The sequence below is a fragment of the Streptomyces sp. NPDC050448 genome (assembly GCF_040655295.1).
GTDB lineage: Bacteria > Actinomycetota > Actinomycetes > Streptomycetales > Streptomycetaceae > Streptomyces.
Genome location: NZ_JBFAJR010000020.1, coordinates 67,800 through 87,045, shown reverse-complemented (window position 1 = coordinate 87,045; position 19,246 = coordinate 67,800). Strand labels below are relative to the sequence as shown.

12 protein-coding genes and 1 pseudogene are annotated in these 19,246 nt (G+C 71.8%); 2 read left to right on the top strand and 11 right to left on the bottom strand.

Translation table 11 applies throughout. The annotated features are described in order from the left end of the window. Positions 1–18 precede the first annotated feature (18 nt). Positions 19–1,587: an MFS transporter gene (locus AB0I68_RS23235; RefSeq protein ID WP_363179258.1), complete on the top strand. Its 1,569-nt coding sequence runs from the start codon at positions 19–21 to the stop codon at positions 1,585–1,587. Positions 1,588–1,666: 79 nt separating this feature from the next. On the opposite strand, the gene AB0I68_RS23230 is transcribed toward AB0I68_RS23235, so the two are convergent. The 7 genes from AB0I68_RS23230 to nrdR all read right to left on the bottom strand — a co-directional run bounded on the left by AB0I68_RS23230 (position 1,667) and on the right by nrdR (position 10,679). Next, positions 1,667–3,556: a DUF4173 domain-containing protein gene (locus AB0I68_RS23230; protein ID WP_363179257.1), complete on the bottom strand. Its 1,890-nt coding sequence runs from the start codon at positions 3,554–3,556 to the stop codon at positions 1,667–1,669. Positions 3,557–3,746: 190 nt separating this feature from the next. Next, positions 3,747–4,664 (bottom strand): ADP-ribosylglycohydrolase family protein, encoded by a 918-nt coding sequence (locus tag AB0I68_RS23225; RefSeq protein ID WP_363179256.1) that lies wholly within the window; start codon positions 4,662–4,664, stop codon positions 3,747–3,749. Between the two features lie 11 nt (positions 4,665–4,675). After that, positions 4,676–5,335 (bottom strand): histidine phosphatase family protein, encoded by a 660-nt coding sequence (locus tag AB0I68_RS23220; RefSeq protein ID WP_363179255.1) that lies wholly within the window; start codon positions 5,333–5,335, stop codon positions 4,676–4,678. Between the two features lie 72 nt (positions 5,336–5,407). Next, positions 5,408–6,013, bottom strand: a complete 606-nt coding sequence (locus AB0I68_RS23215) for a YdbC family protein (RefSeq protein WP_363179254.1) — start codon at positions 6,011–6,013, stop codon at positions 5,408–5,410. A 32-nt stretch (positions 6,014–6,045) separates the two neighbouring features. Next, entirely contained in the window at positions 6,046–6,885 is an 840-nt protein-coding gene (locus AB0I68_RS23210; protein ID WP_363179253.1) for an arylamine N-acetyltransferase, read from the bottom strand. Between the two features lie 263 nt (positions 6,886–7,148). Next, positions 7,149–10,037, bottom strand: a complete 2,889-nt coding sequence (locus tag AB0I68_RS23205; protein ID WP_363179252.1) for a vitamin B12-dependent ribonucleotide reductase — start codon at positions 10,035–10,037, stop codon at positions 7,149–7,151. Between the two features lie 129 nt (positions 10,038–10,166). After that, complete coding sequence (nrdR, locus tag AB0I68_RS23200; RefSeq protein WP_266663039.1) at positions 10,167–10,679, bottom strand: transcriptional regulator NrdR; 513 nt, start codon at positions 10,677–10,679, stop codon at positions 10,167–10,169. Positions 10,680–11,156: 477 nt separating this feature from the next. Here nrdR and lexA point away from each other — a divergent pair, with 477 nt between their 5' ends. Further along, positions 11,157–11,948: a transcriptional repressor LexA gene (gene lexA, locus AB0I68_RS23195; protein WP_363179251.1), complete on the top strand. Its 792-nt coding sequence runs from the start codon at positions 11,157–11,159 to the stop codon at positions 11,946–11,948. 117 nt (positions 11,949–12,065) lie between these two features. Here lexA and AB0I68_RS23190 read toward each other — a convergent pair whose 3' ends face one another. The 4 genes and pseudogenes from AB0I68_RS23190 to AB0I68_RS23175 form a co-directional block, all read right to left on the bottom strand. Continuing rightward, a complete protein-coding gene (locus AB0I68_RS23190) occupies positions 12,066–14,036 on the bottom strand; it encodes an ATP-dependent DNA helicase (protein WP_363179250.1) in 1,971 nt (656 codons plus the stop codon). A gap of 52 nt (positions 14,037–14,088) precedes the next feature. Continuing rightward, positions 14,089–15,294 (bottom strand): annotated as a pseudogene (locus AB0I68_RS23185) (IucA/IucC family C-terminal-domain containing protein). Between the two features lie 291 nt (positions 15,295–15,585). After that, positions 15,586–16,293 (bottom strand): GNAT family N-acetyltransferase, encoded by a 708-nt coding sequence (locus AB0I68_RS23180; RefSeq protein WP_363179249.1) that lies wholly within the window; start codon positions 16,291–16,293, stop codon positions 15,586–15,588. 6 nt (positions 16,294–16,299) lie between these two features. Continuing rightward, on the bottom strand, positions 16,300–18,114 hold the full coding sequence (locus AB0I68_RS23175) for an IucA/IucC family protein (RefSeq protein ID WP_363179248.1): 1,815 nt from the start codon (positions 18,112–18,114) through the stop codon (positions 16,300–16,302). Between the last annotated feature and the right edge of the window lie 1,132 nt (positions 18,115–19,246).

Here is a 19,246-nt window from a genome sequence, read left to right as displayed (position 1 = left end):
TGCGTTCACTGTTTCACTATGGGGGGTTCCACGGTGAAAGGCTCTCAACTCGCCACGCCCCGGATACCGGGCGCGGCCCGCCGGGAAGGGCGTCCCGGCGTGGCACTCGCGGTCATCGCCGCCTGCCAGCTGATGGTCGTCCTCGACGCGACGATCGTGAACATCGCACTCCCGCACATCCAGACCGCACTCTCCTTCTCCACCACCGACCTGTCCTGGGTCATCAGCGCGTACACGCTTTCCTTCGGCGGCCTCCTGCTGCTCGGCGGCCGGGCCGGCGACATCCTCGGCCGGCGCCGCGTGTTCCTGACCGGAATCCTGCTGTTCACCCTGGCCTCCCTGCTCGGCGGCTTCGCGCAGGAGCCCTGGCAACTGCTGGCCGCCCGCGCCCTGCAGGGGGTCGGCGGCGCGATCGCCTCGCCGACCTCGCTGGCCCTGATCACCACGACCTTCGCCGAAGGCCCCGAGCGCAACCGCGCGTTCGGGGTGTTCGCCGCCGTCTCCGCGGGCGGCGGCGCGATCGGCCTGCTGACCGGCGGCATGCTGACCGAGTGGCTCGACTGGCGCTGGGTGCTCTTCGTCAACGTGCCGATCGGCGTGCTGATCGCCGTGCTCACCCCGCTCTACATCACCGAGTCCGAGCGCCACCCGGGCCGGTTCGACATCGCGGGGGCCCTCGCCTCCACCGGCGGCATGGCCTCGCTCGTCTACGGGTTCATCCGCGCCTCCGAGGACGGCTGGCGCGACGGACTCACCCTCGCCTCCTTCACCGCGGCCGTCGTCCTGCTCGCGCTCTTCGTGGCCATCGAGTCGCGGGCCCACGAGCCGATCATCCCGCTGCGGATGTTCGCCGACCGCAACCGCGCCGGCACTTACCTGATCATGCTCGGCCTCGCCGCCGCGATGTTCGGCATGTTCTTCTTCATCGTCCAGTTCGTGCAGAACGTGCTGGGCTTCTCCCCGATCCAGTCAGGGCTCGGCTTCCTGCCCGTGACCGTCGCGATCGTCACCGCCGCCGGCCTCTCGCAGCGCTTCCTGCCGCGCTTCGGCCCCAAGCCGTTCATGGTCGCCGGATCCGGCCTCACCGGCATCGGGCTGGCCTGGCTGACGTTCATCCGCACCGACAGTTCCTACGTCTCCGGGGTCCTCGGGCCGATGCTGATCTTCGGCTTCGGCATGGGCCTCAACTTCGTGACCCTCACCCTGACCGCCGTCTCCGGGGTCGCCCAGCGGGAGGCGGGCGCGGCTTCCGGGCTGCTCAACGCCAGCCAGCAGGTGGGCGGCTCACTCGGCCTGTCGATCCTGGTCACCGTCTTCGGCACGGCCAGCCGGAGCGAAGGCGAGAAGCAGTTCCCGGACTTCATGGCCCACGCGGACGCCGATCAGGTGGCGGCCTTCAAGGAGACGGGGCGACTGCCCGACCCCTGGGGGGACCTCGTCCTCACCCAGGGCATCTCCACCGCGTTCATCGCGGCCGTCGCCATGGCCGGGCTCGCCCTGGCCACCGCGCTGCTGGTGATCCGGGTGCGCAAGAGCGACCTGGAAGCCCTCAACGGCGCCGTCGCGGAGACCGGTCCGGCGGCCTGAGACCGGTGCGACGTACGAGGGCCCGGGCGCGGGATCACCTCCCGCGCCCGGGCCCTCGTACGGGATGAGCCGGTCGCGGCTACCCGGTGCGGGTGTCGAAGGTGCCCAGGCTCGAGCACACCGCGTACGAGGCCGTCACCGGGCGCTCTCGAAGGATCTGCCGGGCCCGGTACTCGCCGAGGGTCATCGCGTACCAGGGCACCCGACCGCCCTTCGACAGCTCGTTGTTGATACCGCGCAGGGCGCAGGAGCGCCGGGGCTCGGGCAGCCGGTCCAGGGCGGGCACCGCATCCGCCGACAGGGACTGGAAGTAGGCCAGGTCGATCTTGCCGTCCTGCTGGAAGCGGGCCACGTTCTTCTCGGCGACCATGCCGTCCGGCGACAGCAGCCCGAACACCAGGACGGCCGCGGCCGCGCTTGCCGCGACGGCGCGCGGCAGCCAGCGCGCGCCGGACACCCCGGCAGCCATGATCAGTACGATGACCAGCCCGAGCCAGAGCTCCATCGCGGCCACCGACACGCGCAGCCGGGTCAGGCCGTACGCGTCCACGTACAGGTCCATCCGGCGCAGCGCGGAGGCGACCACGACCAGGGTCAGCGCGCACAGCGTGCCCAGTACGACGCGGACGAACCGCCGGTCCCCGGCTCCGGCGCGCGGGGCCCAGCGCAGGGCGAGCGCGATCACCACGAGGGTGAGCAGGGTGGCCCAGAGCAGCTGCCAGAAACCCTGGCGGGCGTAGTCGGCGTAGTGAAGCCCGGTGCTCTCCAGGACCTTGTCGTAGCCGCCGAACAGGACGGCGAGCTGGACGGCGTTGAAACCGGCGAAGAGCAGGTTGAGCACGACGAGCGGAAGCGCCCATTCGACACGGGAGCGCGGCTTTCCGGGCGCCACCCGGATCCGGTCCCAGCGCGAGGGCGCCGCGGCGGCGCGGGCGGCGGCGAGCGCGAGGACCGCTCCGAGCAGGAAGAGCAGGAAGCGCACCGGTCCGTCGCCGACGGAGACCTCGGGGGTCAGCCCGCCCAACAGGTCCGCGAAGGCGGCGTCGGCGGAGGCGAAGAGGGTGCCGAAGAGCACCAGCAGGACCGCGGCCACCAGGGCTGCCTTGACCACGGGCAGCCAGCGGTTCCGGTCCACCCGGCTACCGCGCGAGCGCAGCCCGCCCCAGGCCCAGCGGATGCCGAGCACGGTGGCGTCGACGAAGCCGAGCGGGCTGAGCAGCACGCCGGGCCAGGTGCGGCTGCCGTGCAGGGCCAGCGCGCCGAGCAGGACCGCGGCGAGCAGCGCGAGGGTGGAGGGCCAGCCGGCGTCGCGCAGCGCGGGTACGGCGAGGAGCGCGACACAGCCGATCGCCCAGGCCACCGTCCAGGGCCGGGCGGTACGCCGGGCCGCGCGGGCGGCGGCGTACGCGGCGGCGATGGCGGGCACGACGGCGAGCAGCAGGCCGGGGCCCAGGCCGTCGCCGAGGAAGAGGGCCGCGGCGATGCCCGCGGCGACGGCGGACAGCAGGACGGCGGTGGGCACGGGTGCGGCCTGGGCCGGCCGTGCGGCTTCGGCCCACGCCAGCGGTGCGATGGACCAGGCCCCGGACTTGGCCCGCTGCCGGCGGACTTGGTAGGCCTGCCACGCCTTGGGGTCCCAGCCGGGCGGCGGCGGCCCGGCGGTGGGCGGACCGGCTGGGGGCCAGACGGCGGGTGCTGTCGCGGGCCAGACGGCGGGTGCTGTCGTGGGCGGCCCGGTCGGTGGCGCCGCAGGCTGCCCCGGGGGCTCGGCCGCAGCGGATCCCAGGGCGGCACCCGCCGCCGGTCCCGTGGTCGGCTCGGCGGCTTCGCCGGGGCCGCCGTTCGCCGGAGCCGGCTGCCCGGCATCGGCGGTCGCGCCCCCGGTCGCGGTCCCGGTCGCGCCGCCGGTCGCGCCGTCGGTCGTGTCCCCGGCCTGGCCATCGGCCACCCCGTCGGTGTTCTCTGACATCGGGTTCCCCTCCCCTGTCGGCCGCCCCCGTCGTCACGACGGAGGCGGCGGAGCGGACAGGGTAGGCCCGTGACGTGCGGCTACAGCCATACGGCACGGGGCCCTGTGGCAGGACCGTGACAATCGGAACGGGGGTCGTACCGCCCCACCGCCGACGCCCGCTCCCCCGGTCCGGCCACCCCGGCGCCGGCTAAGGCGCCGCCGTCTCCGGCAGCCAGGCCGGCAGGTCCTCCGTGCGGGCCAGCCAGGCGGCGGGCAGCACCGCGTCGCCGCGCGCCCCCAGCACCCCGCCGACGATCGCGCAGGTCGTGTCGACGTCCCCGCCCACCTGCGCGGTGGTCCAGAACGCCCGCTGGTAGTCGTCCAGCGACCGCGCCGCCGACCACAGGGCGAACGGCACGGTGTCGTGGGCGCTGGTGCGCCGCCCGCAGCCCAGTACCGCCGCGACCGTGGTCGCGTCGCCGTAGTCCAGCATGTCCCGTGCCCGACGCAGCCCGGCGCCGACGGCGCTGCGCGGCACCAGGGCGATCACCCCGTCCAGCAGGTCGGCGGCCTTCGGCGGACCGGACGGATCCGCCGCCAGTGCGGCCGCCGCGGCGACGGCCATCGCCCCGCACACCGCCTCGCGGTGCTGGTGGGTGGTGTAGGCGGAGATCTCCGCCTGATGCGTGGCCTGCTCGGGGTCGTCTGCGTACCAGGCGCCCAGCGGCGCGATGCGCATGGCCGCGCCGTTGCCCCACGAGCCCTGCCCGTTGAACAGCTCGGCGGCCAGCGTGCGCCAGTCCTCGCCCTCCCGGACGAGGCGCAGCATCCGGTTCACGGCGGGCCCGTAGCCGCGGTCGAAGTCGTGGTGGTGGGCGAAGGAGCTCGCCAGGGCGTCCTGGTCGATGCGTCCGTGTGCGGCGAGGACGGCGACCACCGAGCAGGCCATCTCGGTGTCGTCGGTCCACTGCCAGGTCTCGGTGCCGGCGGGCAGCTCGCGGCGCTTGAGGAGGGGGTAGTTCACGGGGACGAAGTACTGGGAGCCCAGGGCGTCACCCAGAGCCAGCCCGCGGAGGCTGGCCATGGCGCGTGCGTAGCGCCTTTCGGAAGAGGAGTCAGCGGTCATCCCGCGCCACTTTAGCCGTCCAGGTCATAAGGCTCCGGTGTGGTCCACCGCTCAAATGGGCGGTCCATGCGGTACCGGCCGTCCGGACCCAGCAGAAGCACCCGGAATTCGCCGTTCCCGGGGTTGGAGAGAGCCTCGAACTCGGCCACCGACCAGTGGAACCAGCGCATGCAGAACAGCCGCATGGTCAGGCCGTGCGTCACCAGCAGCACGTTCGGCGGATGGTCCGGGGCCTCGAAGCTGCGGTAGAGGCTCTCCAGGAAGGACCCGACGCGGTCGTACACGTCCGCGCCCGACTCGCCCTGCGCGAAACGGTAGAAGAAGTGCCCGTACGCGTCGCGGTACGCCTTCTGCAGCCGTACGTCGTCCCGGTCCTGCCAGTTCCCCCAGTCCTGCTCGCGCAGCCTCGGCTCCTCGCGCATCCGGACCCGCGCCGGGTCCAGCCGCAGCTCCCGGAAGGTCTGCAGGGTCCGGCGGTACGGGGAGACGTACGCGCTGACGGACTCGTCGCCGAACAGCTCGCGCAGCCGTACGCCGGCCTCCGCGGCCTGTTCGCGCCCCTGGCGGGTCAGCCGAAGGGCATGATCGGGCTCCCGTTCGTACACCGTGTCATCGGCATTGCCCTCCGATTCCCCGTGCCGGACAAGGACGATGCGCCGTGGTCGAACCATTCCACGACCCTATTCGGCCACCGGCGGGCCGGGCACCCGGGCACGCCGGTCGACCCGCCGATCGTCGTACGGTCATACCGTCCAGGACGGTTCGAGGTCGACGACATCACCGGTGAGGGCTTCCACGTCGGCCTCGGTCTGGGCGCGCAGCGAGAGCCGTTCGACCCGCTCCTGACGGTACTTGCCGTGTTCGGCGGCGGCGTGCCACATCGACAGCACCAGGAACTCCCGGCCCGGGGCCTCCCCGAAGAGGCCCCGGATCATTCCGGGTGAGCCCGCCATGGCGGGATTCCAGACCTTCTCCTGCATGAGGGCGAAGTGGTCCACGCGGCCCTCCCGCACCCGGGTGTGGGCCACGCGCACGACGTCCGCGTCGGTGAACCGCGGCTCGAAACCGGTCTTCACATCGAAGCGGTGGTCGAAGAGCGTGACCCGCGCATTGGTGTACGTGCCGGTCTGGGCCGCGGCCAGCCGGTCGTACGACCGGGCCATGAAGGAGTCGTAGAAGGAACGGCTCTCCCAAAACGCGAAGACATGCGCTACCCCCTGCCTCCCCCGGCTCCAGCCGCCGCCCTGTCCCCGGAATCCGGGCTCGCCGGGCAACCCCGCCCATTTGCGCTGCCCGCGCTCGAACCCGCGTCGGTCCGTCACCGTGCAGCGAATCCACTTGACCAGCACCGCGCCATCGTACGGGCCCAGCGCGGCCCCGGTCAGTCCCCAGCGCGGTTGATCCGCGCCAGTTCCTCCGCATCCCGCCCGGACAGCCGAAGCCCGAACTCCCGGTCGAGCAACGCGAGCAGCTCGTCGGGGGCCACGGACTCCCGCTCGATCCGCCCTTCGGGATACAGGCGGGTGAGCTCCCGCCCCACGAGCGCCCGGCGGACGGGCCCGCCCGGGTGCTGGACGACCACCTGTCCGATGAAGGCGGATCGGGGGTGGGAGGAGCTGTAGTGGTTGAGCACCGTGTAGTCGACGGGGTAGTAGCGCTGCGGGGAGAACGCGTACAGGTCCCGCCAGGTTCCCTCGCGCAGCATGCACAGCACGAGGATCCCGTCGCCCTCCTCGCGGACGGCGTACGTCCACTCCCCCTGCGCCACTTCGGCTCCGGGCCGCGCCAGCGAGACCGGCTCGCGCGGGCCCTGGTGGCCGAACCCGGCGTCGCACAACCAGGGTTCGCCGTCGACGGTGGCGACGAGAACGGCGTGCGTCACCGCGAGCAGGGAGTCTCCCCGGGTGCGGTTGCGGGCGCCGCGCCCGGAGACCTCGAAGCCGATCCGCTCCAGGGCAGCGGCCAGCAGCGAGTTCTGCTCGTAGCAGTAGCCGCCGCGGCGGCCGTGCACGAGCTTGTCCTCCAAGGCCTTGACGCCCAGCTCGACGGGGTGGCCGAGCAGCACATCCAGGTTCTCGAAGGTGATGGCGCCGGTGTGGGCCCGGTGCACTGCGTACAACGTGCCGAGGTCCGGCCGGAGTTCCCCGTCTTCCCCGACGGGCCCGTCGTAGCCGATCCGCGCCAGATAGGCATCGAGATCCAGCTGATCACCGCTCCACATGTCTCCCCCGCTCCCGCCCGTGAAACTGCGGGCGCCCGATCGGCCCCGCTGCTCACAATGATCACCATGACGGCCCTGCGCACCAACTGCTCTTCGCCCGGCGATGTGCGGTTCACGGACCGGACCCGGGGCGGCGAGCTGTTTCGTGAAGACCTCGACCGCAAGCCCCCCCGGATCGGTCACGGGCACGACGAAGGGGACCGGCCTTGGCCGGTCCCCTTCGTGAGCTGCTGGTCAGCCTGCTGCGCGGGCTATGCCCGGTATCAGCTGCAGCCGCTGGTCGAGCCGCAGCCCTCGCAGATGTAGCAGGAGCCTGCGCGCTGCATCTTCGTACCGCAGGAGAAGCAGAGCGGAGCGTCGGCGGAGACGCCGAGCTGCATCTCGACCAGTTCGGCGTTGGAGTGCGCCGTCTTCGGGGCCTGGACCTCGACGACCGCGGCCGGCTTCGGGGCTGCCGGGACGGCGGCCAGCGGGGCCGACTGGGCCAGGGACTCCGTGTCGAGGTCGTCCTCGAGCGGCTCGTACGAGCCGGTGTCCAGGTGGCGCTGACGCTCCTCGGCGGTGTGGATGCCGAGCGCCGAGCGGGTCTCGAAGGGCAGGAAGTCGAGCGCCAGGCGGCGGAAGATGTAGTCGACGATCGACTGCGCCATCCGCACGTCCGGGTCGTCCGTCATGCCGGCCGGCTCGAAGCGCATGTTCGTGAACTTCGAGACGTACGTCTCCAGCGGGACGCCGTACTGCAGACCGACCGAGACGGCGATCGAGAAGGCGTCCATCATGCCCGCGAGGGTCGAACCCTGCTTGGACATCTTGAGGAAGACCTCGCCCAGGCCGTCGTCCGGGTAGGAGTTCGCGGTCATGTAGCCCTCGGCGCCACCGACCGTGAAGGAGGTGGTGATGCCCGGGCGGCCCTTGGGGAGGCGCTTGCGGACCGGACGGTACTCGATGACCTTCTCGACCGCCGCGCGGATGGTGTCCTCCGCCTTGGCGGTGACCTCCTCCTTCTCCTCTTCCTTCTTCTTCGCGGAGAGGGGCTGGCCGACCTTGCAGTTGTCGCGGTAGATCGCGAGCGCCTTGACGCCCATCTTCCACGCCTCGAAGTAGATCTCCTCGATCTCCTCGACGGTCGCCGACTCCGGCATGTTGACCGTCTTCGAGATCGCGCCGGAGATCCAGGGCTGGATCGCGGCCATCATCCGGACGTGGCCCATCGGGGAGATGGAGCGCTCGCCCATGGCGCAGTCGAAGATCGAGTAGTGCTCGGTCTTCAGACCCGGGGCGTCGACGACCACGCCGTGCTCGGCGATGTGGGCGACGATCGCCTCGATCTGCTCCTCCTGGTAGCCCAGGCGGCGCAGGGCCTGCGGGACGGTGCCGTTGACGATCTGCATCGACCCGCCGCCGACGAGCTTCTTGAACTTGACCAGGGCCAGGTCCGGCTCGACACCGGTGGTGTCGCAGGACATCGCGAGACCGATGGTGCCGGTCGGCGCGAGGACGGAGGCCTGGGAGTTGCGGAAGCCGTTCTTCTCGCCGAGGTGCAGGACGTCCTGCCAGGCCTCGGTGGCCGCGGCCCAGATCGAGTTGTCCAGGTCGTCGGTGCGCGGCGCGACGGCGTTGGCGTCGGCGTGCTGCTTCATGACGCGCTTGTGGGCATCGGCGTTGCGGGCGTAGCCGTCGTACGGGCCGACGATGGCGGCCAGCTCGGCGGAGCGCTTGTAGGCGGTGCCGGTCATCAGCGAGGTGATCGACGCGGCGAGGGTGCGGCCGCCGTCCGAGTCGTACGCGTGGCCGGTCGCCATCAGCAGGGCGCCGAGGTTGGCGTAGCCGATGCCCAGCTGGCGGAAGGCGCGGGTGTTCTCGCCGATCTTCTGCGTCGGGAAGTCCGCGAAGCAGATCGAGATGTCCATCGCGGTGATGACGAGCTCGACGACCTTGGCGAAGCGCTCGGCGTCGAAGGACTGGTTGCCCTTGCCGTCGTCGTTCAGGAACTTCATGAGGTTCAGCGAGGCGAGGTTGCAGGACGTGTTGTCCAGGTGCATGTACTCGCTGCACGGGTTGGACGCGGTGATGCGGCCGGACTCGGGGCAGGTGTGCCAGTTGTTGATCACACCGTCGTACTGGATGCCCGGGTCGGCGCAGGCCCACGCGGCCTCGGCCAGCTTGCGGAAGAGCGCCTTGGCGTCGACCTTCTCGATGACCTCGCCGGTCATACGGGCACGCAGGCCGAACTCGGTGCCGTTCTCGACGGCCGTCATGAACTCGTCGTTCACACGGACGGAGTTGTTGGCGTTCTGGTACTGGACGGACGTGATGTCGTCGCCGCCCAGGTCCATGTCGAAGCCCGCGTCACGCAGGGCGCGGATCTTCTCCTCTTCCTTCACCTTGGTGGCGATGAAGTCCTCGACGTCCGGGTGGTCCACGTCCAGGACGACCATCTTGGCCGCGCGGCGGGTGGCGCCGCCCGACTTGATCGTTCCGGCGGACGCGTCGGCGCCGCGCATGAAGGAGACCGGACCCGAGGCGTTGCCGCCGGAGGAGAGGAGCTCCTTGGAGGAGCGGATGCGGGAGAGGTTCAGGCCGGCGCCGGAGCCGCCCTTGAAGATCATGCCCTCTTCCTTGTACCAGTCGAGGATCGACTCCATGGAGTCGTCGACGGCCAGGATGAAGCAGGCGGAGACCTGCTGCGGCTGGGGCGTACCGACGTTGAACCACACCGGCGAGTTGAAGCTGAAGATCTGGTGCAGGAGGGCGTAGGTCAGCTCGTGCTCGAAGATCTCCGCGTCGGCGGGGGACGCGAAGTAGTCGTAGTCCTCACCGGCCTTCGTGTACGTCTTCACGATGCGGTCGATGAGCTGCTTCAGACCGGTCTCGCGCTGCGGGGTGCCGACCGCGCCGCGGAAGTACTTGCTGGTGACGATGTTGACCGCGTTCACCGACCAGAAGTCGGGGAACTCGACGCCACGCTGCTCGAAGTTCACCGATCCGTCGCGCCAGTTGGTCATGACGACGTCACGGCGCTCCCAGCTCACCTCGTCGTACGGGTGCACGCCGGGGGTGGTGTGGATGCGCTCGATCCGAAGGCCGCTCTTGGCAGCCTTGGTCCCCTTGGCGCGGGAACCTCGTGCCGAGCTGCTCGCCGTCTCTGTCATGCCGCTTCCTCCCATATGCGGGCAAAAACGCCCTAAAGTGCCAGCGTTATTCCGCGGCACGGTCTGTCTTGTATCTACGTTTCTTCGCCTGAGCCTTCCGGGCGGCCGCGCTGCGCTGCGGCCGGCCGGTCAGTCGGCGGCGGAGGCGGGCACGGGGACCTGGACGGTCCCACCGGGCCCGCACTCTTCGGGGTGAGGCCGCGGCACGCGGAGTTCCGCGATGGCGGTCTCGAAGTCTTCGAGTGTGTCGAACGCCTTGTAAACGGACGCGAACCGGAGGTACGCGACCAGGTCGAGCTCCTGCAACGGGCCGAGTATGGCCAGCCCCACGTCGTGGGTGGTCAGCTCGGCACTCCCGGTGGCGCGCACCGCCTCCTCGACCCGCTGGCCGAGCTTGGCGAGGGCGTCCTCGGTGACCGGCCGCCCCTGGCACGCCTTGCGCACGCCGGAAATGACCTTGGTACGGCTGAAGGGTTCGGTCACCCCGCTGCGCTTGATCACCATCAGCGAGGCCGTCTCCACCGTCGTGAAGCGACGGGAGCAGTCGGGGCACTGACGGCGCCGACGGATCGACGTACCGTCGTCCGTGGTGCGGCTGTCGACGACACGGCTGTCGGGGTGCCTGCAGAAGGGGCAGTGCATGGTTCCCTCACCCTCCCTCTTGGCACGACTGAATCACCTCACGAAGCCCCTGAACGACGGAGACGGGTCTCTGTCGGGGGCTCGCGAAGCAGCCACCAGCATATGCGATGCCGAGGGCCTCGACGGACCGAGGACCACAACTTCTGGGCGGCAGCGCACATCCAACCACTAGATCTTGGGTTGTGGCGGATTTGGTCCGTTCCGCGTGTCGCCGGGTCCGATGCCCGGACGCGGGCATTCCCGGTGCCACACTGGGCACGGACCGGAAGGTGGCGATCCGACCGGGAAGGGTACCGTAAACAGCGGATGCGGGACCGAACCCGCGTTCGGCGGACCGATCATTCCGATCGCCCATACACCCCTCGATCTGACCACGTTGGACGATCTGCGATTTTTCACTCGAACGTGTGTTTGGCGCAACCTTTCGAAAGCTACTACCGTTGTCCAGCTAGGGAGAACATTTCGAGAGGGGCCGACGTGACCACCACCGCAGACAGTGCCACCATCACTGCCCAGAACCGCTCCCAGAGCCGACTCGAGCCGGTGCATCCCATGAATGACGCAAGCCTGAACCCGGAGGCGGAGCCCGCACGCCCCGCACGCTCACTGCCAGGTCGACCTCCAGGCATCCGCGCCGACAGCTCCGGGCTCACGGACCGGCAGCGGAGGGTCATCGAGGTCATCCGCGATTCGGTGCAGCGGCGGGGCTACCCGCCGTCGATGCGGGAGATCGGCCAGGCGGTCGGCCTGTCCAGCACGTCGTCGGTCGCGCACCAGCTGATGGCTCTGGAGCGCAAGGGGTTCCTGCGCCGGGACCCGCACCGCCCCCGGGCGTACGAGGTCCGCGGCTCCGACCAGCCCAGCTCGCAGCCCACGGACACCACCGGCAAGCCCGCCGCCTCGTACGTCCCCCTGGTCGGCCGGATCGCGGCCGGCGGCCCGATCCTCGCCGAGGAGTCGGTGGAGGACGTGTTCCCCCTCCCCCGCCAGCTCGTCGGCGACGGAGAGCTCTTCGTCCTCAAGGTCGTCGGCGACTCGATGATCGAGGCCGCCATCTGCGACGGCGACTGGGTCACGGTCCGTCGCCAGCCGGTCGCGGAGAACGGGGACATCGTGGCCGCGATGCTCGACGGCGAGGCCACGGTCAAGCGCTTCAAGCGCGAGGACGGCCACGTCTGGCTGCTCCCGCACAACGCCGCCTACCAGCCGATCCCCGGCGACGAGGCGACCATCCTCGGCAAGGTCGTCGCGGTACTGCGCCGGGTCTGATCCCGCGCCCCCATCCGGCTCCGGGACCCACTGCGCCGGTCCCGGAGCTGCTGTTCTCTGCGGCTGGACCGCCACCGCTCTCGCGGACGACAGCCCCTGCCAACACGTTGTCAGGGGCTACTTGCCGTCCGCCTGTGCGGCAGCGTCGATGGCGGCCAGCGAGCGCCGTACCTGGTTGCGGTCCGTGGTGTACCAGAAATCCGGCAGCGTGGCCCGCAGGAAGCTCCCGTACCGGGCCGTGGCCAGCCGGGGGTCCAGGACGGCCACGACACCCCGGTCGCCGCTGGCCCGTACGAGACGGCCAGCGCCCTGGGCCATCAGGAGCGCCGCATGCGTGGCCGCGACGGCCATGAAACCGTTGCCGCCGTGCTCCTCGACCGACTTCTGCCGGGCGCTCATCAGCGGGTCGTCGGGACGCGGGAACGGGATCCGGTCCATGATCACGAGCTGGCAGCTGGGACCTGGCACGTCCACGCCCTGCCAGAGCGACAGCGTCCCGAACAGGCAGGTCTTCGGGTCCGCTGCGAAGGCCTTGATCAGCTCGCCCAGCGTCTCCTCGCCCTGGAGCAGGATCGGGTTGTCGAGCCGCCCGCGCAGCTCCTCGGCGGCCGCCTTGGCGCCCCGCATGGAGGAGAACAGTCCGAGGGTGCGGCCGCCGGCCGCCTCGATCAGCTCGGCGAGCTCGTCCATCATGTCGCCGCGGGTGCCTTCACGGCCCGGCGTGGCCAGGTGCTTCGCGACGTAGAGGATGCCCTGCTTGGGGTAGTCGAACGGCGAGCCCACATCCAGGCCCTTCCAGACCGGAGCGTCGTCCCCGTCGACCCCTTCGGGGGACAGGCCCAGCGAGGCCGCGACCCCGTTGAAGTCGCCGCCCAGTTTGAGGGTCGCCGAGGTCAGGACCACGGAGCGGTCCTCGAACAGCTTCTCGCGCAGCAGCCCGGACACCGACAGCGGGGCGACCCGGAGGGTGGCGCCGAAGCGGTCGTGCCGCTCGTACCAGACGACGTCGTACTCGGAGCCGAGCAGGATCCGCTCGGCCACGCCGTGAACGCTCTCCACCGCAGCCAGCGCCTGCTTACGGACGGCGTCCTCGTCGTGGACGGACTTGTCGCGGGTCGCACCGATCGCCGAAATGACATTGCGCGCGGCGTCCCGCAGGGCCGCCAGCGCGTAGCCGAGGTCCTCGGGAATCTCCTCCAGCCGGCCCGGAAGGGCCAGCTCCATGACGCGCTCGAAGGACTCGGACGCGGTCTGCAGCGAGTCCGCGATCTTCTCGTCGACCAGCTTGGCCGCGCGCTTCACGGCACGGTTGACCTGGCCCGGGGTGAGCTCGCCGGTGGCGACCCCGGTCACCCGGGAGACCAGCTCGTGCGCCTCGTCCACGATCAGCACCTCGTGCTGCGGCAGCACGGGCGCGCCTTCGATGGCATCGATGGCCAGCAGGGCGTGGTTGGTGACGACCACGTCCGCGAGCTTGGCCCGCTCGCGGGCGGCCTCGGCGAAGCACTCGGCGCCGTACGCGCACTTCGTCGCACCCAGGCACTCCCGGGAGGAGACGGAGATCTGCGACCAGGCCTTGTCCGAGACACCCGGGGTCAGGTCGTCCCGGTCACCGGTCTCCGTCTCGTCGGCCCAGTCGCGCAGGCGCAGCAGGTCCTTGCCGAGCTTGCTGGTGGGGGTGGCCGCCTCGAACTGGTCGAAGAGGCCCTCCTCCTCGTCCTGCGGCGCGCCCTCGTGGAGCCGGTGCAGGCAGAGGTAGTTGGACCGGCCCTTGAGCATGGCGAACTGCGGGCGGCGACGGAGCTGCGGGTGCAGCGCGTCGACCGTCCGGGGCAGGTCGCGCTCGACGAGCTGCCGCTGGAGGGCGAGGGTGGCGGTGGCCACGACCACGCGCTCGCCGTGCGCGAGGGCCGGCACCAGATAGCCGAGGGACTTGCCGGTGCCGGTGCCGGCCTGGATGAGCCGGTGCGTGTTGTCGTCGATCGCTTCGGCGACGGCTTCGGCCATGGCCACCTGGCCGGGCCGCTCGGTGCCGCCGACGGCGGAGACGGCGGCGTGCAGCAGGTCGGGGAGGGAGGGCTTCGTCATAGCACTGCCAACCCTACGGGGCGCCACCGACAGCGACCGCCACGACGATGATTCATGGCCGGTACAAGGGGTTGGGCACGATGCCGTACTCCACCGTGTGCGGGCGGTCGGGGCGGTCCCGGTAGCCGTCCTCGTTACAGCCGGTTCCGGTTGAGGCAGAACCGCCCGATGTGCTCGCTGAGCAGGCCGAAGAGCTCGTAGCGCTCCTTGAGCTCGGGGAAGCGGGCCTGGTGGCGCAGGATCTCCGCCCGTACGAGCGACCAGAACTCCTCCTCGGGGACACCGAGGCGGTCCTCGCCCAGGGCGCAGAGGTAGCGGAAGGCGCCGACGAAGAGACCGGAGTGGATGTACTGGGGCAGGAAGTCCGCGGGTTTGTCGCGCAGCGCGGCGCGGACCTCGGCGGGCACGGAGGCGAGCTCGGGCAGTGGCTCGCGGCAGATGTTGACCTCACCCCCGAAGTCCTTGAGGGCGAGCCGTACCGGGACGTCGTGCTCGTCGAAGATCACGGTGGTGTTCTCGCCGTGCGGGGAGAAGACGGTGCCGTAGCGGTAGAGGAAGTGGAGCAGCGCGGGCAGCAGGGCGACGAAGAGCCGCTGGAGCCAGCGGGCAGAGGTAGCCGAGCGGGTCGGGGCCGCGGGCGCGCAGGGATCTGATCGAAGGCGGCTCGGGTGAGAGTCGACCTCCTGGGCGTACAGGCGGGCGGGGTCTTCCAGGCCGGCCGTGCCGCGGTAGGCCGCGAGGGAGGTGTGGGCGGCGAGCCAGGGCAGCCGCTGGCGGGTGCGGGCTCGGGGGCCCAGGCGGCGGTGTCGGAGGCGGACAGTCCTGTGCGGCCCTTGTTGAGGACGAGCCAGGGGTGGCCGGTCTGGTGGCCTTCGAGCTCGGCGTGGTCGAGATCGGCGAGGACGTCGGCGGTGAGTGCGGTGTGGTCGATGCGGGCGTCGGCGGCGAGGGTGGCGCTGAGGTCGCGGACCAGGTGGCCGAGGGTGGCGCCGTCGAGGCCGAGGAGGGTGCGGGTGCGGATCAGGAAGGCGTACGGGTCCGCGAAGGCGGTCGGGGGCTCCGTCGACGGGGGCGGCGGGGCGAGGGTGATCGTGTCAGGGGCGACGTACCAGCTCCCGTACGCGCGGCGGCGGCCCCGGAAGCCGAGGCTGCTGCCGTCGTCGAGGGTCAGCCGCCAGGCGTCGCCGACGGCGGCCGGGGCCGGGAGGGGGCTGATGATCTCCTCGTAGGCGAACTCGCCCAGCACCTTGGCGAGCAGTCGGCGGGCGGCTGGCTCCCAGGTCGCGCTGTTGAGTTCGGGCGGTGTGCAGGGGTGCTGGGGGACGGCGGAACAGGAGCTTCCGAGAAGTGGGCGCCGGCGGAGTCGGGGGCGGCGGGGAATTCGGCACGGGACTCCTCGGGTATCGGGAACTTTGCTGCGCGACGCAGAGTTTTCGAAGGGTGAGGCGTGAAAGGGCAAAGCTGCATGAGGAGGGCTGAGGGGAGCGCTGAGAGGGGAGCGCTGAACGGGGAGGTGTGGAGCGGCGCATCCGGGATGCGGGGCGGTAATTCAGATGAGATTGCGCAGCGCCCGCTCCCGGATCATCAAGGCGGCACGCTTCTCGGGGAGGTCGATCTCCGCGGAACAGCGGAATCCGGAGTTGAGAAAGGCTGATACGGAGGGGGTGTTGCGGATGTCCGGTTCGGCGATGACGCGTGTGCAGCGGGGGCGGTTGTCGAGCACCAGGTTGGCGACGGCGCGCAGCAGGGCGGTGCCCAGACCGCGGCCGCGGTTCGTGCCGTCTCCGATGAGCAGGTGGATACCCGTGTCGTGGGGGCGCGCAGGGTAGTGGCGGGAGAGCGGGTCGAGGTCGGCCCGGTAGATCTCCCAGTAGCTCATCGGCGTGCCGTCGAGGAGGCCGAGGCAGGGGATGCTGTGGCCGTTCCCGTCGAGCTGGGCCCGCACGTGGGCGGCGGTGACCGCGTCGGGACCGGCGAGTTCCCAGTAGGCGGCCACCTCGGGGTCGTTCATCCAGCCGGTGAGCAGCTCCAGGTCGCGGCCGAGCCGTACGGGTTCGAGACGGAAGGCTCCGGCCGGGGTGGCGGCGGCGCCCCATCCGGCCGGGGAGTCGAGCAGTTCGGCCTCGGCGAGCAGGGGTAGCAGCCGGGCGCTGAGCCGCCGTCCGGGGATACGGGTGCCGGCGGTGGCCGTGGCGGTTGCCGTGAAGGCGATGGTGCCGGAGTCGACGGCAGCGGTGGAGGTGTCGGTGGAGGGCATCGGCACTCAATCGTGGAGGGGGTTGGTGAGGGTGATGTAGACGGACTGGGAGTCGACGGGGCCGACGAGCTCGTCGAGGCCGCCCAGGCGGGTGAGCAGATTCGCCTTGCAGCGCAGGGTGGGTGAGTCGAGCAGCCGTGCGGGGAGCGGTCCGAGTCCGGAGGCCTTGCCGAGGAACCGGCGGAAGGCGGCGAGCAGGACGCGTTCGTCGGCGAGCCGCTGGGATCCGAAGGCGCCGATGAGGCCGAGCACGTTGTTGATGCCGAGGTAGTAGGCGAAGCGTTCGTCGGTGACGGCGTCGGAGACGAAGGTGTCGCTGGCGCTGCCGATGCCCGGGAGCCGGCGCTCCAGTTCCGCGCGGTGGGATGCGCGGAAGTAGTAGCCCTGGTTGTCGCGGTAGCGGCCGCCGGTCGGCCAGCCGGCCGGGTCGAGGAGGACCAGGGTGTTCTGCTGGTGCGCTTCGAGGGCGATCCCGGCGAGCGCGTCGAAGGCGAGGACCGGCAGGACGACGTGGTCGAGGTAGCGCAGGAACCACTCGGCGGCGACGGCGGAGGTCGGACGCCCGGTGGTGGCGGCGAGCCGGGAGACGGTCTCGGCGAGTCGGGAGCGCATGGTGGTCCGGCCCGGCCACGGGCGGGGCGCGGTGAGTGCGGCGATGCAGACGGCGTCGTCGTGGGAGCGGAAGGGGTTGTGTCGCAGTACGGCGTCGAGTCCGGGGACGGGGGTGCCGTCCGGGGCGTCGACGGCGATCCAGGCGGGGTCGCGCACGATGTCGAATCCGGGGTGGGCCGCCTGCCACTGTTCCGCGAGGCCGGTGCGGAGCAGCCGGTGCACCTCGACACCGCGGTGGAGTTCCTTGCGGAGGTTCTCGCGGCGGGAGTTGGTGATGCGCAGGCCCAGGGAGAGCTTGAGCATCGCGGGGGTGCCGGGACGGTGGACGGTGCGGACGGAGGAGGTGGGGTACCAGGGCTCGCCGTACGGGCCCAGGTCGTGCAGGAGTCCGGCGTCGCGGAGGGCGGCGACGGCGGGGTGCTGGAGCAGCTCGCGGGCCTGCCAGGGGTGCAGGGGAAGGGGGGTCGTGCCGTCGGGCAGCGGGAGTCCGGGGGCGAGCCGGCCGAGGAGCCGGGCGGTTGAGACCGGGCGGCCGCGTTCGGTCCAGGCGGAGTCGGTGGCGAGCGCGGAAGGTGAGACGGCGAACCAGTGGAGGGGGAAGGAGCCGTGGAGTTCGGGTGAGTAGCGGCGTACTTCGGCCTCGGAGAGTCCTTCGCGGCTCTTCGGGTCCGGCTGAAGGGGGTGGCCGAGGAGGAGGGACTGTTCGGCGGTGAGGAAGAGGTCACCGGCGACGGGTTCGGGCGGGGTGGGCCGTTCGCGCCGGTCGGCGATGAACTCGGCGGTGCGGCGCACCGAGTCGGCGACCCGGCCGACGAGGTCGGCGCCGCCGCGGCCGCCGCTGTCGCCCTCGCGGGCGAGCAGCGAAGCGAGGGTGACGGCGTCCAGGGCCGGGGCGTGGGCGGGCGCGCCTTCGAGCCGGGCGGGGGCGAAACGGTGCCAGCCGGCCGGGGACCAGTAGCGGACGGCGACGAGCAGGGCGGTACCGGATGTGGGGAGGGGGATGCGCAGCAGGGTTCCGGCGGGCCCGTCGGGACGGCCGATACCGCTTTCGCGGACCCAGCACCGCAGCAGGTTCTCCACCGCCGCGGCCTCGGCGGCGATGGCCGGGTCGGGGTGGTCCAACAGGTCGGGCAGCATCGCGGGTTCGGGGCCGACCGGACCGGCGGAGCCGACCCGGGGCCGGAGCGTGCCGTCCTTCTGCCGCGGCACGGTGGGCCCGGCTCCTGCCGGAGCCACCGCCGCCGGGGGCTGCGCAGCCAGCGGAGCGTGCGGAGCCGGCACGAACCCGGCCGCCTCCGCGTCGGGCCCGACCTCGCCGAGTCCCCTGGGGGCCCCGAGGCTGCCGGTTCCCCCCGGGCCGCCGGACCCGGGGGCCGGCCACGACGTGGCCTGCGGGGCGGAGCCCAGCGGTGGCTGCGGGGCCGGAGCGGTGCCCTCCGTCCCGGGCTCCGGAGTGGACCCGCCGGGGCCGCGGGCATCGCCGCTCCTCAGGGTGCCGCCGGGGACACCGGGACTGCCCGTCCCTTCGGCCGCTTCGGATGTGCTCAGGAAACCAGTTTCATTGCTTCCGGCCGTACCACCACTCCCGTCGGAAACACCGAGGCTGCCGGTCTCGGGGGCCCGCCACAGAGTGGCCTCGGAGGCCGAACCCAGGGGGAGTTGCCGGGCCGGGGCGGAGCCCGCCGACTGCTCCGGCTCCGGCACGGGCCCGGCCAGGCCGGTGGCGCCGCCGACCCTCCCAGGGTCACCGGAGGCACCGGGGGCGTCGGGGGCACCGACGATGCCCGTCCCTGCCGTACCGTCGGCCCCGCTCAGGAAGCCAGACCCATTGGGCCCGGCCAGACCACCAGTCCCATCGGAAGCACCGAGGCTGCCGGTCTCGGGGGCCCGCCACAGAGTGGCCTCGGAGGCCGGACCCAGGGGGAGTTGCCGGGCCGGGGCAGAGCCCGCCGGCTGCTCCGGCTCCGGCACGGAGCCTCCGGGGGCTCCGGGGGCTCCGGGGGCTCCGGTCTCGCCCGGGACACCAGTCCCGGGGGCCGGCCAGCGAGGCGCCCGGACCGACGAGGCCGGCGGGAACTGCGAGCCTGACGCCTTCCGCTCCGGCGCGGACTCGCCGCGGGCGCCGGAGTCGGCGACCGGGTCGGGCCCGCCCGTGGCGCCGAACTCGGGGGCCGGGGCGCCCAGTGGGGACTGCGGGGTCGGGGCGCCCAGTGGGGACTGCGGGGTCGGGGCGAAGTCCCCCGGCTGCGGCACGTGCCCGCCGGTCCCGGGGGCCGGCCACCGGGTGGGCTGCAAGGCTGCGCCCGGCGCCTCCTGGATCCGCGCGGATTCGCCGACCGGG